At 59.9% G+C, this 15145-nt stretch carries 13 protein-coding genes; 11 read left to right on the forward strand and 2 right to left on the reverse strand.

The genetic code is table 11. The features are described 5' to 3' along the window. The first annotated feature begins 160 nt into the window (after positions 1–160). The 4 genes from carA to ACE3PH_RS10050 all read left to right on the forward strand — a co-directional run bounded on the left by carA (position 161) and on the right by ACE3PH_RS10050 (position 5669). Complete coding sequence (gene carA, locus ACE3PH_RS10035) at positions 161–1339, forward strand: glutamine-hydrolyzing carbamoyl-phosphate synthase small subunit (RefSeq protein ID WP_374318471.1); 1179 nt, start codon at positions 161–163, stop codon at positions 1337–1339. Next, positions 1332–4598: a carbamoyl-phosphate synthase large subunit gene (gene carB, locus ACE3PH_RS10040; protein ID WP_374318473.1), complete on the forward strand. Its 3267-nt coding sequence runs from the start codon at positions 1332–1334 to the stop codon at positions 4596–4598. Before carA ends, carB begins: the two co-directional genes overlap by 8 nt. Before the next feature lie 131 nt (positions 4599–4729). Beyond that, complete coding sequence (gene greA, locus ACE3PH_RS10045; protein ID WP_374318475.1) at positions 4730–5206, forward strand: transcription elongation factor GreA; 477 nt, start codon at positions 4730–4732, stop codon at positions 5204–5206. 13 nt (positions 5207–5219) lie between these two features. Next, the gene (locus ACE3PH_RS10050) at positions 5220–5669 is read left to right on the forward strand and encodes a DUF4149 domain-containing protein (RefSeq protein WP_374318477.1); all 450 of its coding nucleotides are present in this window, start codon (positions 5220–5222) and stop codon (positions 5667–5669) included. A gap of 34 nt (positions 5670–5703) precedes the next feature. Here the strand turns inward: ACE3PH_RS10050 and yhbY are convergent, their stop codons facing one another. Next, entirely contained in the window at positions 5704–6177 is a 474-nt protein-coding gene (gene yhbY / locus ACE3PH_RS10055) for a ribosome assembly RNA-binding protein YhbY (RefSeq protein WP_374318479.1), read from the reverse strand. A 17-nt stretch (positions 6178–6194) separates the two neighbouring features. On the opposite strand from yhbY, the gene ACE3PH_RS10060 reads away from it, so the two are divergent. The 4 genes from ACE3PH_RS10060 to glmM all read left to right on the forward strand — a co-directional run bounded on the left by ACE3PH_RS10060 (position 6195) and on the right by glmM (position 11245). Beyond that, positions 6195–6869 carry an RlmE family RNA methyltransferase gene (locus ACE3PH_RS10060; RefSeq protein ID WP_374318481.1) on the forward strand — a complete coding sequence of 225 codons (675 nt, stop codon included), beginning with the start codon at positions 6195–6197 and terminating at the stop codon, positions 6867–6869. A gap of 228 nt (positions 6870–7097) precedes the next feature. Beyond that, positions 7098–8999 carry an ATP-dependent zinc metalloprotease FtsH gene (gene ftsH, locus ACE3PH_RS10065; protein ID WP_374318482.1) on the forward strand — a complete coding sequence of 634 codons (1902 nt, stop codon included), beginning with the start codon at positions 7098–7100 and terminating at the stop codon, positions 8997–8999. A 66-nt stretch (positions 9000–9065) separates the two neighbouring features. Then, positions 9066–9917 carry a dihydropteroate synthase gene (gene folP, locus ACE3PH_RS10070; protein ID WP_374318485.1) on the forward strand — a complete coding sequence of 284 codons (852 nt, stop codon included), beginning with the start codon at positions 9066–9068 and terminating at the stop codon, positions 9915–9917. Next, positions 9914–11245 (forward strand): phosphoglucosamine mutase, encoded by a 1332-nt coding sequence (gene glmM, locus ACE3PH_RS10075; protein WP_374318487.1) that lies wholly within the window; start codon positions 9914–9916, stop codon positions 11243–11245. Before folP ends, glmM begins: the two co-directional genes overlap by 4 nt. A 107-nt stretch (positions 11246–11352) precedes the next feature. Here the strand turns inward: glmM and ACE3PH_RS10080 are convergent, their stop codons facing one another. Then, a complete protein-coding gene (locus ACE3PH_RS10080) occupies positions 11353–11859 on the reverse strand; it encodes a fasciclin domain-containing protein (protein ID WP_374318489.1) in 507 nt (168 codons plus the stop codon). 238 nt (positions 11860–12097) lie between these two features. Between ACE3PH_RS10080 and pstS the strand changes: the two genes are divergently transcribed. The 3 genes from pstS (at position 12098) to pstA (ending at position 15136) form a co-directional block, all read left to right on the forward strand. Further along, positions 12098–13132: a phosphate ABC transporter substrate-binding protein PstS gene (gene pstS, locus ACE3PH_RS10085; RefSeq protein WP_374318490.1), complete on the forward strand. Its 1035-nt coding sequence runs from the start codon at positions 12098–12100 to the stop codon at positions 13130–13132. A 187-nt stretch (positions 13133–13319) separates the two neighbouring features. Then, complete coding sequence (gene pstC, locus ACE3PH_RS10090) at positions 13320–14279, forward strand: phosphate ABC transporter permease PstC (protein WP_374318492.1); 960 nt, start codon at positions 13320–13322, stop codon at positions 14277–14279. Further along, positions 14276–15136, forward strand: a complete 861-nt coding sequence (gene pstA / locus ACE3PH_RS10095) for a phosphate ABC transporter permease PstA (RefSeq protein WP_374318494.1) — start codon at positions 14276–14278, stop codon at positions 15134–15136. Before pstC ends, pstA begins: the two co-directional genes overlap by 4 nt. The last annotated feature ends 9 nt before the right edge of the window (positions 15137–15145 follow it).

Consider the following 15145-nt stretch of genomic DNA (forward strand, 5'->3'; position numbering starts at 1 on the left):
AGCATAGGTTATACTTTACAGGTTTACCCGCAACCAACCCCGCCTAGCGAAACCCGATCTGTTTCCTCAACCGGATTCAATCTCGCTCCACTGTTTGCAGCCTATTTGCAACACGAGCGCGGGTAGAGCTTGGCGCGCACAACAAACGGAGAATTCACCCGTGCTGCCCGTACTGCCCCAAGCTCTTCTGGCCCTCGCAGACGGCACGGTCTTTTTCGGCGCGTCGATCGGTCACACCGGTCACACAGTCGGCGAAGTGGTGTTCAACACCTCGCTGACTGGCTACCAGGAAATCCTCACCGACCCTAGTTACTCTCGCCAGATCGTCACCCTGACGTATCCGCACATTGGTAACTACGGCGTCAACCGTGAGGACGTGGAAGCGTCGAAAGTCCATGCCGCTGGTCTGATCATCAAGGACCTGCCTGTTCTGTCTTCCAACTTCCGCCAGACCGAAACGCTGTCCCAGTATCTGCAGGCCGAAGGCACGGTGGGCATTGCCAACATCGATACCCGCAAGCTGACCCGTCTGCTGCGCACCAAGGGTGCCCAGAATGGCTGCATCGTTGCACTGCCGCTGGGTGAGGCGATCACTGACGCCATCGTGGCCGACGCGGTGGCCAAGGCCAAGGCTGCGCCGAACATGGCGGGCCAGGATCTGGCACAGGTGGTGACCCGGTCCGACGTGGTCGTCTGGGACGAGACCGAGTGGAAGCTGGCCAACACCGAGTTGGACGGCAAGCCGGGCTTCGGCAAGCAGACGGCGCCCAAGTTCCACGTGGTGGCTTATGACTTCGGCGTGAAGCGTAACATCCTGCGCATGCTGGCCGAGCGTGGCTGCAAGGTCACTGTGGTGCCTGCCAAGACGCCGGCTGCCGACGTGCTGAAGTACAACCCTGATGGCATCTTCCTGTCGAACGGCCCTGGCGATCCGGAGCCCTGCGACTACGCGATTGCCGCCGCCAAGGAATTGATCGAAACCGGCATCCCCACTTTCGGGATCTGCCTGGGTCACCAGATCATGGCCCTGGCCTCTGGCGCCAAGACCTTCAAGATGAAGTTCGGTCACCATGGTGGCAATCACCCGGTGAAGGACCTCGACAACGGCCGCGTCAGTATCACCAGCCAGAACCACGGTTTCGCAGTGGATGAAAAGACGCTGCCCGCCAACCTGCGCGCCACGCACATCTCGCTGTTCGACGGCACGCTGCAAGGCCTGGCCCGCACCGACAAACCTGCTTTCTGCTTCCAGGGTCACCCTGAAGCCTCGCCCGGACCGCATGACATCAGCTATCTGTTCGATCGCTTCGTGGCATTGATGGAGAAGAAGAATGCCTAAGCGTCAAGACATTAAAAGCATCCTGATCATTGGTGCCGGCCCGATCATCATCGGTCAGGCCTGTGAGTTCGACTACTCTGGCGCCCAAGCCTGTAAGGCTCTGCGTGAAGAGGGCTACAAGGTCATCCTGGTCAACAGCAACCCTGCGACCATCATGACCGACCCGAACACGGCCGATGTCACCTACATCGAGCCCATCACCTGGCAAGTGGTTGAGCGCATCATCGCCAAGGAGCGTCCGGACGCGATCCTGCCGACCATGGGTGGCCAGACCGCGTTGAACTGCGCTCTGGACCTGCACAAGCATGGCGTGCTGGACAAGTACAAGGTCGAGATGATCGGTGCCAACGAGCACGCGATCGAAAAGGCCGAAGACCGCCAGAAGTTCAAGGAAGCCATGACCAAGATCGGTCTGGATTCCGCCAAGTCGGGCATTGCCCACACGCTGGAAGAAGCTTGGGCAGTGCAAAAGCGCATCCAGGCTGAAATTGGCGGCTCGGGCTTCCCGATGGTGATCCGTCCTAGCTTCACGCTGGGTGGCACGGGCGGCGGCATTGCCTACAACCCGGAAGAGTTCGAAGAGATCTGTAAGCGCGGTATCGACCTGTCGCCCACCAGCGAACTGCTGATCGAAGAGTCTCTGATCGGCTGGAAAGAGTACGAAATGGAAGTGGTTCGCGACAAAGCGGACAACGCCATCATCGTCTGTTCGATCGAGAACCTGGACCCCATGGGTGTGCACACGGGTGACTCCATCACCGTGGCGCCGGCCCAGACCCTGACCGACCGCGAATACCAGTTGCTGCGTGATGCATCGATCGCCATCCTGCGCGAAATCGGCGTGGAAACCGGTGGTTCGAACGTGCAGTTCTCGATCAATCCGGACAACGGCCGGATGATCGTGATCGAAATGAACCCCCGCGTGTCGCGTTCGTCCGCGCTGGCCTCCAAGGCCACGGGCTTCCCGATTGCCAAGATCGCAGCCAAGCTGTCGGTCGGCTACACGCTCGATGAGCTCAAGAACGACATCACCGGCGGTGCCACCCCGGCTTCGTTTGAGCCGTCGATCGACTACGTGGTCACGAAGATCCCGCGTTTCGCCTTCGAGAAATTCCCTCAGGCTGACAACCGCCTGACCACCCAGATGAAGTCGGTGGGTGAAGTGATGGCCATGGGCCGCACTTTCCAGGAATCGTTCCAGAAGGCTTTGCGTGGCCTGGAAACCGGCATTGACGGCCTGACCGAACGCAGCAACGACCGCGAGGAAGTGCTGGAAGAAATCGGTACGCCTGGCCCTGAGCGCATCCTGTTCCTGGGTGATGCATTCCGCCTCGGCCTGAGCCTGGAAGAGGTCTTTGAGGAAACCAAGGTCGACCCCTGGTTCCTGGCCCAGATCGAAGAGCTGATCAAGATTGAAGGTCAGGTCAATGCCCGCAAGCTGGAGTCCCTGTCGGCCGACGAGTTGCGTTATCTGAAGAAGAAGGGCTTCTCGGATCGCCGCCTGGCCAAGCTGCTGGGTACCGACCAGCACGCCGTGCGCAAGGCCCGTCACGCCATGGGTGTGCGCCCTGTGTACAAGCGCGTCGACACCTGTGCGGCCGAGTTCGCCACGCAGACAGCCTACATGTACTCCACGTACGACGAGGAGTGCGAAGCCGAACCGTCCGACAAGAAGAAGATCATGGTGCTGGGCGGTGGCCCGAACCGGATTGGTCAAGGTATCGAGTTCGACTATTGCTGCGTCCATGCCGCGCTCGCCATGCGCGAAGACGGCTACGAGACCATCATGGTCAACTGCAACCCCGAGACCGTGTCGACCGACTACGACACCTCGGATCGCCTGTACTTCGAGCCCGTGACGCTGGAAGACGTGCTGGAAATCGTGGCCAAGGAAAAGCCGGTTGGTGTGATCGTTCAGTACGGTGGCCAGACCCCGCTGAAGTTGGCGCTGGACCTCGAAGCCAATGGCGTGCCCATCATCGGCACCACGCCTGACAGCATCGACATCGCCGAAGACCGCGAACGCTTCCAGGCGCTGCTGCACAAGCTGGGCCTCAAGCAGCCGCCCAACCGCACTGCTCGTACCGAAGAAGCCGCGCTGCAACTGGCGCAGGAAATCGGTTATCCGCTGGTGGTTCGCCCGTCTTATGTGCTGGGTGGCCGCGCGATGGAAATCGTGCACGGCGACAAGGACCTGGAGCGCTACATGCGCGAAGCCGTCCGTGTTTCCGAGAAGTCGCCTGTGCTGCTGGACCGCTTCCTCGATGACGCGGTCGAAGTGGACGTGGACTGCATCAGCGATGGCACCGACACCATGATCGGCGGCATCATGGAACACATCGAGCAAGCTGGTGTGCACTCGGGTGACTCGGCCTGCTCGCTGCCTCCTTACACCTTGAGCGCAACGCTGCAAGACGAACTGCGTCGCCAGACGGCCCTGATGGCCAAGGCCCTCAATGTGGTCGGTCTGATGAACGTGCAGTTCGCCATCCAGGGTGATGTGACCCAGGGGCTCGACAAGTGCACGGTCTACGTGCTGGAAGTGAACCCCCGCGCTTCGCGGACGGTGCCCTACGTCTCCAAGGCAACCGGTCAGCCGCTGGCCAAGATCGCAGCCCGCTGCATGGCTGGTCAGAAGCTGGTCAACCAGAAGTCGCCTGACGGCAAGCCACCGCGTGAAGTCGTGCCTGCGTACTACAGCGTCAAGGAAGCCGTGTTCCCGTTCAACAAGTTCCCGGGTGTGGACCCTGTCCTCGGCCCTGAAATGCGTTCGACCGGTGAGGTGATGGGCGTGGGCGATACCTTCGGTGAAGCCATGCTGAAGTCGCAGCTGGGCGCTGGTTCGCGCCTGCCGAGCAAGGGCACGGTCTGCATTTCCGTCAAGGAAAGCGACAAGGCCCGTGCCGTGGCCGTGGCCAAGGACCTGGTGACCCTGGGCTTCAGCCTGGTGGCAACCAAGGGTACCGCTGCCGCGATCGCCGCAGCCGGCATCCCGGTCAAGCCGGTGAACAAGGTCAAGGACGGTCGCCCGCACATTGCTGACGCCATCAAGGCTGGTGAAATCCAGTTGGTATTCACAACCGTGGAAGAGACGCGTACGGCCATCGCTGATTCGCGCAGCATCCGTACGGCTGCACTGGCCAACCGTGTGACCTACTACACCACCATGGCAGGTTGCGAAGCGGCAGTCGAAGCCCTGAAGCATCAGGATGCGCTTGTGGTGTATTCACTGCAGGAATTGCACGCCAAGTTGAACTAAACTGTGCGCTCCGGTCGACCTGTAACAGGTCGGCCGCTTTCACATATCACGCGGGCCGCCCCCGGCAACCATCTTCGATGGCTACAGGGAGCGGCTCCGTTTTTTTGAGAACACAACCCTGAGAGACAACCATGTCGACCATTCCTCTGACCAAGCGCGGTGCTGAAAAACTCAAGGAAGAGCTGCATCGCCTCAAGCACGTCGAGCGGCCCGCAGTGGTGATGGCCATCGCGGAAGCCCGCGCCCAGGGTGACCTGTCTGAAAACGCCGAATACGATGCTGCCAAGGACAAGCAAGGCTTCATCGAAGGCCGCATTCTGGAAATCGAAGGCAAACTGTCTGCAGCCCAGGTCATCGATCCCTCGTCGCTGGACGCCGGTGGCCGTGTCGTGTTTGGTGCGACCGTTGAACTGGAAATCGAAGCCACGGGCGACATCGTGACCTACCAGATCGTGGGTGAAGACGAGGCCGACCTCAAGCATGGGCTGATTTCCATCAGCTCCCCGATCGCGCGTGCGCTGATCGGCAAGGAGGCAGGCGACCTGGCTGCCGTGCAGGCACCTGGTGGCGTGCGCAACTACGAAATCGTTGAAGTTCGCTACATCTGATCAGGGCTGCCCCATGAAGCTGCTTCGCTTCCAATCCTGGCTCGCCGGGCTCTGGGCGGGTGCCTTGCTGGCTATCGGGGGTATCGCCGCGCCCAGCCTGTTTGCAGTGCTTGACAGGCAGCTGGCGGGGAAGGGTGCAGGGCAGATCTTCTCGATCGAGGCCAAGGTGTCCCTGGCCTTTGCGATGCTGATGTTCCTGTCCGAGCGCCGCCGAGTCCGAGATCAGGCCGAGGCGTCTGGCAGTCAGTCGGTGATGACTGGCAACCTGTTGATCGTGCTGGCGGTGCTGTTCCTGACCGTGTTTGGCGAGTTTGGTTTGCACCCGATGATCGAGGCGGCCAAAGCTGGGCAGCCGACTGCGCTGTCATTTGGCGCGCTGCACGGCATCTCTGCGTCCATGTACTGGGTGAAAACCGTGCTGGTGACGTGGCTGGCGTGGCGCCTGACGGGCCAGCAGCGCTGACCCGTTCTGGCTTCAACCAGCGGATGGCGGCTGATCAGCCGCCTTTTTTCTTGACGCTGGTGACGCGCTTTTTGGCGCGCTTGATCAGGCCGCCGGCGGTCACACGCTGGTTACCCATCACGGTCACCTTCTTGATCTCCGGACGGCGCGTGCCGCTCTTGGAGAACTTGAGGATCTTCACGACACGGGTGCCGGCACCCTTGTCTTCATCCTTGTCGGACTTGTCCTTTTCGGGAATAGGGCGCCACAACACGAGCAATTTGCCAATGTGCTGAATAGGCGCTGCATTCAGTTGGTCGCACAATTGCACGAACATCTCGTTTCGGGCCTCGCGGTCATCACCGAGAACACGCACCTTGATCAGGCCATGGGCCTTCAGGGCAGCGTCGGTCTCCTTGACGACGGCAGGGGTCAGGCCATCGTTCCCAATCATGACGACGGGATCGAGGTGGTGAGCGTCGGCGCGATGGACCTTACGCTGGGCTGTAGTCAATTCAATAGCAGGCATCCCTCTATTATCGAGCCATGAAAGTCAAAACGAAAAGTAAAAAGGTCAACAAGGCCTGGTTGAATGACCATGTGACCGATCCTTACGTGCGTATGGCGCAAAAAGAGGGCTATCGCGCCCGTGCTGCCTACAAGCTCAAGGAGATCGACGAAACCTTGAATCTGATCCGCCCGGGGCAGCTTGTGGTGGACCTGGGCTCCGCTCCTGGTGCCTGGAGCCAGTATCTGCGCCGGCGTTTTGCCCCGAAGGAGGCCGGCATTGGCGGCGCGGCAGTTGGCCATCTCAACGGCACCATCATTGCGCTGGACCTGCTGCCCATGGAGCCGATCGAGGGCGTCAGCTTCATTCAAGGCGACTTCCGCGAAGACGGCGTGCTTGCGCAGTTGGACGAATTGGTGGCCGGACGCCCGGTCGATGTGGTCGTCTCGGACATGGCCCCCAACCTGAGTGGCATCGAGTCGTCGGACGCGGCCCGGGTGGAGCACCTGATCGAGCTGGCCATCGATTTCGCGACACACCACCTGAAACCCGATGGTGCCCTGGTCTGCAAGGTGTTTCACGGGAGTGGCTACAGCCAGCTCGTCGAGTTGTTCCGCGAACATTTCCGTGTGGTGAAGCCGATCAAGCCCAAATCCTCCCGAGACCGTTCATCAGAGACTTTTCTGGTCGGTATTGGCCTGAAAAAAACCTGATCCACGTCTGAAAAGCCGAGGACGCCGTGTTTAATGGCGTAAATCCTCAGACGGCTTATGGAATCGGACAAGCACGTGGGGGCTTGACTCGCATAGAATCATCCCCATGTACCGCGAAGATTGCCAGTGTGGCTGCAAGGCCGGCTTGGTAATTTTTCATAATTTGCAGGTGGCCACCGGGTGCATGGGCACCAATCATCTGCAAAGCGTTAGGAAGAAGGAGCCGCGGTGAACAATCAATGGTTCTCCAAAATTGCTGTCTGGCTGGTTGTGGCACTGGTGTTGTTCACCGTGTTCAAGCAGTTCGACCGCGTCACGACCTCTGGCAACCAGATTGGTTACTCTGATTTCCTTCAGGAAGTCAAAGCCAAGCGCATCAAGAATGTGGTGCTGCAAGAGGGAAACAGTGGTACGGACATCATTGCCACGACCATTGATGACAAGCGTCTGCACAGCACCGCCACCTATCTGGATCGTGGTCTGGTCGGTGACCTGATCAACAACGGTGTCAAGTTCGACGTCAAGCCCCGTGAAGAGCCCTCATTGCTTATGAGCCTGCTGGTCTCGTGGGGTCCGATGTTGCTGCTGATCGGCGTCTGGATCTATTTCATGCGCCAGATGCAGGGCGGCGGCAAGGGCGGGGCGTTCAGCTTCGGCAAGAGCCGCGCCCGCATGCTGGACGAGACCAACAACACCATCACCTTTGCAGACGTCGCAGGTTGCGATGAAGCCAAGGAAGAGGTGAAGGAGCTGGTCGACTTCCTGCGTGATCCCCAGAAATTCCAGAAGCTGGGTGGCCGCATTCCCCGTGGTGTGCTGATGGTTGGCCCTCCGGGTACCGGTAAAACGCTGCTGGCCAAGTCCATTGCGGGCGAAGCCAAGGTGCCGTTCTTCACGATCTCGGGTTCCGACTTCGTGGAAATGTTCGTCGGTGTGGGCGCTTCGCGCGTCCGTGACATGTTCGAACAAGCCAAGAAGAATGCACCGTGCATCATCTTCATCGACGAAATCGACGCCGTTGGTCGCCACCGCGGTGCCGGCCTGGGCGGCGGTAACGACGAGCGCGAGCAGACCCTCAACCAGATGCTGGTCGAGATGGATGGTTTCGAGACCAACCTGGGTGTGATCGTGATTGCGGCGACCAACCGTCCCGACATCCTGGATCCGGCCCTGCTGCGCCCAGGTCGTTTTGACCGCCAGGTCTATGTGACCTTGCCCGACGTGCGCGGTCGCGAACAAATCCTGAACGTGCACATCCGCAAGGTGCCTGTTGGCCAGGACATCAAGCCTGACATCATCGCCCGCGGTACGCCTGGCTTCTCCGGGGCAGATCTCGCCAACCTGGTCAATGAAGCGGCGCTGTTCGCTGCGCGACGCAATGGTCGTGTGGTCGAAATGGTCGACTTCGAAAAGGCCAAGGACAAGATCATGATGGGCCCTGAGCGCAAGTCCATGGTCATGCCCGAGGAAGAGCGCAAGAACACGGCCTACCACGAGGCCGGACACGCTCTGGTGGCACGCCTGCTGCCCAAGACCGACCCGGTCCACAAGGTCACCATCATCCCGCGTGGCCGTGCCCTCGGTGTGACCATGCAGTTGCCGGAAGGTGACCGCTACAGCATGGACAAGGGCCGCATGCTGTCGACCATCTCGGTGCTGTTCGGCGGCCGTATCGCCGAAGAGGTGTTCATGGATCAGATGACCACCGGCGCCTCGAACGACTTCGAACGTGCCACGGCCATCGCCCGCGACATGGTCACCCGCTACGGGATGACAGATGAGCTTGGCCCCATGGTCTATGCCGACAACGAAGGCGAAGTGTTCCTTGGGCGCTCGATCACCAAGACGACCAACATGTCTGAAGAGACCATGCAGAAGGTCGACAAGGAGATCCGCAAGATCATCGATGAGCAATATGGCGTTGCACGCAAGCTCATCGAAGACAATCAGGACAAGATGCACGTGATGGCCAAGGCGCTGCTGGAGTGGGAAACCATCGATGCCGAGCAGATCGAGGACATCATGGCCGGCCGTGAGCCCCGTCCGCCGAAGGACTGGACCTCGCGCTCTACGCCTGGAGGCGGTACCAAGCCACCGATGAGCGCTGATGGCGCTCCGGCAACGGCCTGACAAGCAGTTCTTCATGCAACATGCAACGGGGCTTTGGCCCCGTTGTTGTTTTCGGAGCAGGATTCGATGAAGTGGCAAACGACACGCTTCGCAATCGACCTCTCACGGCCCAAGGTGATGGGTATCGTGAACGTCACGCCAGACTCGTTCTCGGATGGTGGTCAGCACGCGGAGGTGCGGTCTGCGTTGCAGCACTGCGAGCAACTGATCCGTGACGGCGCAGATATTCTGGATATCGGTGGTGAGTCCACCCGGCCAGGTTCACCTACCTTGGCACCCGATGAGGAATGGGCTCGACTGGCTGATGTGCTCGCCGAGGCCGTGAAGCTCGGGGTGCCTGTTTCGGTGGACACCTGCAAGACCGAGGTGATGGCGCGCGCCCTGGATCTGGGTGTGGACATCATCAACGACATCCGTGCTCTGGAGGCGCCAGGTGCCGAGCAGGTGGTGCTCGAGCATGGTCATTGCGGCGTGTGTTTGATGCACATGCTGGGTGTGCCAGCCACCATGCAGGAGCAGCCAAACTACGGGGACGTGGTCTCCGAGGTGCGCACGTATTTGTCAGCGCGTGCAAAAAAGCTGCTGAATGGCGGGATGGTGCGGGATCGCATCTGCCTTGATCCGGGGGTTGGCTTTGGCAAGACGCCTGAGCACAATCTTGACCTTCTGCGAAGACAATCGGATCTGCTGAGTCTGGGGTGGCCCTTGTTGGTTGGCTGGTCTCGCAAATCGACCATTGGCTACGTCACAGGCAAGCCCGTCGAGCAACGTCTGGCGGGCAGCTTGGCTGCAGCTTTGGCGGGTGTTCAGCGCGGCGCACATGTGGTGCGCGTTCATGACGTGGCCGAGACCGTGGATGCATTGAAGGTCTGGCAAGCCGCAGGTATGTATGCCGTGGCAGAAGAAGGAAAAAAATGACTAGAAAATATTTCGGTACCGATGGCATCCGCGGTACGGTGGGCCAGTCGCCAATCACGCCTGATTTCGTGCTGCGCCTGGGGCATGCAGTGGGTCAGGTGCTCAAGCGCACCCAGGCGCGTCCTACCGTGCTCATCGGCAAGGACACCCGCATTTCTGGCTATATGCTGGAATCTGCCCTGGAAGCTGGCTTTGCGTCAGCTGGCGTGGATGTGTTGTTGACCGGGCCTCTGCCTACGCCAGGGGTGGCCTACCTGACACGGGCTTTGCGCCTGAGTCTGGGCGTGGTGATCAGCGCGTCCCACAACCCCTTCGGCGACAACGGGATCAAGTTTTTTTCGGCGCATGGTGAAAAGCTGCCTGATGAATGGGAGCTTGAAGTCGAGTCTGCCCTGGAGTTGGCGCCCAGTTGGGTGCCCTCAACGGATCTGGGACGTGCGCGCCGTCTGGAGGACGCACGAGGTCGCTACATCGAGTTCTGCAAGGCCACGTTTGCCAATGACCTGTCCCTGCGTGGGCTCAAGATCGTGGTCGACTCGGCTCATGGTGCAGCCTATCAGGTGGCGCCTGAGGTGTTTCACGAATTGGGCGCAGAGGTGATCCGCATTGGCGGTGCGCCAAATGGTTTGAACATCAATGATGGCGTTGGCGCCACCCATCCTGCTGCATTGATCGAGGCGGTCAAGGCCCATAACGCCGATTACGGTATCGCATTGGATGGGGATGCTGATCGCCTCCAGTTGATCGATCGTGCCGGGCGCCTGTTCAACGGGGACGAGCTGCTGTATGTACTGGTCGCTGACCGGCTGGAGCGCGGCCAGGCGGTTCCCGGCGCGGTGGGCACACTTATGACCAACATGGCTGTTGAGTTGGCGCTGCAAGACCGCGGCGTGTCATTCGTGCGTGCCAAGGTGGGGGATCGCTATGTGCTGGAAGAGCTGATCTGTCGTGGTTGGCAATTGGGCGGTGAGGGCTCGGGGCATCTGATCGCGCTGGATCGGCATACCACTGGCGACGGCATTGTCAGTGCGCTGCAGGTGTTGCAGGCTGTGGTGCGCTCAGGCCGGAGCGTGGCTGACTGGCTCAATGGCGTCCACCTGTTTCCCCAGTGCCTGATCAATGTGAAGCTGCAGCCTGGTCAGGATTGGAAGTCCAGTCAGGCACTGTCGGCCGCCCAGGAGTCGGTGCAAAAGCAATTGTTGGGTCGTGGTCGTGTCCTGATCCGACCCTCCGGTACGGAGCCTTTGTTGCGTGTGATGGTCGAGGCGCAGGATCTCGAGCTCGCCCAGCGTTGTGCAGAGCAGTTGGCCAAGGCGGTTACCAGCTGAGTGCAGCCTTGAAATAAAAAAAGCCGGCTGGGCAACCAGACCGGCTTTTTTTGATGACAGCGTTTGCGCCGGTTCGCGGCGGTTGCCGCGAACATGGGGCTTCTTATTTACTTCTTGGGGGCGGACAGCACCGTGTCGATGACGTGCACGACACCGTTGTCAGCCTTGATGTCGGCCTTGGTCACCAGGGCGTTTTCGACCGTGATGAAGTCGCCTGCCTTGGCGATGTTCAGCTTGGCGCCGTTGAGGCTGTCCACCGACACGTTTTCCTTGATGTCAGCGGCGGTCAGCTTGCCGTTCACAACGTGGAAGCTCAGGGCTGCCTTCAGGGCGGCAGGGTCCTTCTTCAGGTGAGCCAGCTTGTCGGCGGGCAGGGCCTGGAAGGCTTCATTGCTGGGCGCAAACACGGTCACGGGGCCCGCACCCTTCAGAGTGTCAGCCAGACCGGCTTCGTTGACCAGTGCGTAGAAAGTAGACAGCTCGGGGGCCTGCGCGGCGGCGGCCACCACGGTAGCAGGTTGTGTGGCGACATTGGTGGCGCAGCCAGCCAGGGTCAGCATGGCGCTGAAGACGGCGGTGGCCAGCAGGCGGGTAGACGTGCTGCGGATGGTCATGTTGTAGGTCTCCGGGTTACGACGAGATTCGATCCACGGACCTTCCGTGGACACTGTCGCGCACGATATAAAGCGAATATGACATTCGCGTGACCGCGCAGTGACCAAATAGTCATATATGGATGCCCGATAGATTTATGACAGCTTGCCCCAAAGGTGTCATAGAGTCGTCACAATGGACTTCTACAGTTCGCCGTGTGAAATCTGTCTCTCACAGGTCTTTTCGAAAGGCAAACTCATGAAATTCAAGATGATTCGCGCCACGGTGGCTGCTGCCATGGCTCTGTCTGCTGGCCTGGCTATGGCTCAGGATGTCACGGGTGCTGGCGCGACTTTCCCGGCTCCGGTGTACGCCAAGTGGGCTGACGCCTTCAACAAGGCAACCGGCGTGCGTATCAACTATCAGTCGGTTGGTTCTGGTGCTGGCATCAAGCAAATCAAGGCCAAGACGGTTGACTTCGGTGCGTCGGACATGCCCCTGAAGGACGAAGACCTGAGCAAGGATGGCCTGATGCAGTTCCCGACCGTGATCGGCGGTGTGGTGCCTGTTGTGAACATCAAGGGCATTCAGCCTGGTCAGATCAAGATGACTGGCGAAGTGCTGGCCAACATCTATCTGGGCAAGATCACCAAGTGGAACGATGCTGCTCTGGTCGCTCTGAACCCCGGTGTGCCGTTGCCTGATGCGCCGATCGCTCCGGTGCGCCGCGCCGATGGTTCTGGCACCAGCTTCATCTTCACGAACTACCTGTCCAAGGTCAGCCCCGAGTGGAAGACCAAGGTGGGTGAGGGTACGGCTGTGAACTGGCCTACCGGTGCGGGTGGCAAGGGCAACGAAGGCGTGTCGGCCTTCGTGCAGCGCCTGCCGAACTCGATCGGGTATGTCGAGTACGCCTATGCCAAGCAAAACAAGATGTCTCACGTTGCCATGAAGAATGCCGCTGGCACCTTCGTGCAGCCTGATGACGCTACGTTCAAGGCTGCAGCAGCCAGCGCTGAATGGAACAAGACCTTCTACCAGGTTTTGACCAACCAGGCTGGCAAGGAAGCCTGGCCTCTGACCGGCGCCACTTTCATCCTGATGTACAAGACCCAGGAAAAGCCCGCCCAGGCCGCTCAAGCTCTGAAGTTCTTTGACTGGGCCTACACCAACGGCGACAAGACCGCTTCCGATCTGGAATACGTCGCGCTGCCTGCTTCGGTGAAGGACCTGATCCGCAAGCAGTGGGCTCACATCGCCGATGCCTCTGGCAAGGCTGTGTCCTACAAGTAAGCAAGATAAGTACTGCACTTTGACCAGTTGAAGTGCCAGGCCGGGCGTCCAGTGGGCGTCCGGCTGTTTGTCGGTTGAATGAAGTTTGAAGCTGTTACCGGGATGGAGGCTTGTTGATATGACTGCGATACTCCCGGCATCTCTCGATCGAGATGCTGTTTCTCTATCCAAGGCCAAGCCGAATCCCATGACCAATCCCCCCCCAAGAACTGTGACCAAACCCTGGGCTGACTGGGTGTTTGCAGCCGCCGCGCGCGCGTCTGCCGTGATCACGTTGCTCCTGCTGCTCGGCATCATTGGCTCCCTGATTGTGGGCGCCTGGCCTGCTATTCGTGAATACGGGATCAGTTTCCTGTGGCGCAGCGAGTGGGACCCTGTGCAGGATAGTTATGGCGGTTTGGTGATGATTTACGGCACGCTGATGACCTCAGCGATTGCCTTGTTGATTGCGGTGCCGGTGAGCTTCGGCATTGCCATGTTCTTGACGGAGCTCTCTCCCAACTGGCTGAAGCGTCCCCTGGGTATTGCCATTGAGTTGCTGGCCGCTGTGCCATCCATCGTGTATGGCATGTGGGGCTTGCTGGTTTTCGGCCCGATCCTGTCGACCTATGTGCAGCAGCCGCTGCAAGGTCTGACAGCAGGCATTCCGTACATCGGTGCCTTGTTTTCTGGCCCGCCTGTTGGCATCGGCATCCTGTCTGCCGGCATCATCCTGGCGATCATGATCATTCCCTTCATCGCATCGGTGATGCGTGATGTGTTCGAGGTGACGCCCCCGATGCTGAAGGAATCGGCCTATGGTCTGGGCTCGACCACCTGGGAGGTCGTGTCCAAGATCGTGCTGCCATACACCAAGACGGGTGTGGTGGGCGGCATCATGCTGGGGCTGGGCCGTGCGCTGGGTGAAACGATGGCCGTCACCTTCGTGATCGGCAACATGAACCAGTTGAATTCCTTGTCCTTGTTCGAGGCTGCCAACAGCATCACTTCGGCGCTGGCCAACGAATTTGCCGAGGCAGGCGAAGGGCTGCACCAGGCTTCGCTGATTTACCTGGGCTTGGTGCTGTTTTTCATCACCTTTGTCGTGCTGGCCTTTTCCAAGGTTCTGCTGGCCCGTCTGCAAAAGAATGAAGGAGCTCGTTCATGAGTTCTGCTGCGCTGCAAGCCATGCGCGTCGCCAAGTACAAGCGTCGTGCTCGCACCAATGTCATCGCTTTGATCCTGTCGCTGGGCGCCATGGCCTTTGGCCTGGTCTGGTTGATCTGGATCCTGGTTGAAACCGTCCGGCTCGGCCTGGGCGGCATGGCCTTGGCCACGTTTACAGAGATGACGCCGCCTCCTCAAGAAGCCGGCGGTCTGGCCAATGCCCTGGTGGGCTCGCTGATGATGGTCGGTCTGGCGACCTTGATCGGTACGCCCATCGGGGTCATGGCCGGCGTCTATCTTGCCGAGTATGGTCAGCGCGGCTGGTTGGGGAGTGTCACGCGTTTCATCAACGACATTCTCCTGTCAGCTCCGTCGATTGTGATCGGCCTGTTCATCTATGCAGTGGTCGTCGCCCGCATGAAGACATTCTCGGGCTGGGCCGGCGTGCTGGCCCTGGCGCTGATCGTGATCCCTGTGGTCATCCGGACGACCGAGAACATGCTCGTGCTGGTGCCCAATGCCCTGCGTGAGGCCGCCTATGCGCTGGGTACGCCGAAATGGCGCGTGATCGGTTCGATCACGCTGAAGTCTGCCCGAGCCGGTGTGGTGACAGGGATCTTGCTGGCGATCGCCCGGATTTCCGGTGAAACCGCGCCGCTGCTGTTCACGGCCCTGTCTAACCAATTCTGGTCTGCCGATCTGGGGCAGCCTATGGCCAGCCTGCCGGTGACGATCTTCAAGTTCGCCATGAGCCCTTACGAAAACTGGCAACAGTTGGCCTGGGCTGGCGTGTTCCTCATCACGATCGGTGTGTTGGCGCTCAACATCATTGCGCGCACGCTGTTCCGCCAGCGCTGATCCCGCCTG

Origin of the sequence: Aquabacterium sp., from assembly GCF_041909175.1 — a bacterium.
Taxonomy (GTDB): domain Bacteria; phylum Pseudomonadota; class Gammaproteobacteria; order Burkholderiales; family Burkholderiaceae_C; genus Aquabacterium.

Coding starts and splice junctions, on each gene's coding strand:
- ACE3PH_RS10060 (WP_374318481.1), top strand. CDS start 6,195: ATGAAAGTCAAAACGAAAAGTAAAAAGGTCAACAAGGCCTGGTTGAAT.
- ACE3PH_RS10050 (WP_374318477.1), top strand. CDS start 5,220: ATGAAGCTGCTTCGCTTCCAATCCTGGCTCGCCGGGCTCTGGGCGGGT.
- carB (WP_374318473.1), top strand. CDS start 1,332: ATGCCTAAGCGTCAAGACATTAAAAGCATCCTGATCATTGGTGCCGGC.
- pstC (WP_374318492.1), top strand. CDS start 13,320: ATGACCAATCCCCCCCCAAGAACTGTGACCAAACCCTGGGCTGACTGG.
- folP (WP_374318485.1), top strand. CDS start 9,066: ATGAAGTGGCAAACGACACGCTTCGCAATCGACCTCTCACGGCCCAAG.
- pstS (WP_374318490.1), top strand. CDS start 12,098: ATGAAATTCAAGATGATTCGCGCCACGGTGGCTGCTGCCATGGCTCTG.
- ACE3PH_RS10080 (WP_374318489.1), bottom strand. CDS start 11,859: ATGACCATCCGCAGCACGTCTACCCGCCTGCTGGCCACCGCCGTCTTC.
- glmM (WP_374318487.1), top strand. CDS start 9,914: ATGACTAGAAAATATTTCGGTACCGATGGCATCCGCGGTACGGTGGGC.
- yhbY (WP_374318479.1), bottom strand. CDS start 6,177: ATGCCTGCTATTGAATTGACTACAGCCCAGCGTAAGGTCCATCGCGCC.
- pstA (WP_374318494.1), top strand. CDS start 14,276: ATGAGTTCTGCTGCGCTGCAAGCCATGCGCGTCGCCAAGTACAAGCGT.
- greA (WP_374318475.1), top strand. CDS start 4,730: ATGTCGACCATTCCTCTGACCAAGCGCGGTGCTGAAAAACTCAAGGAA.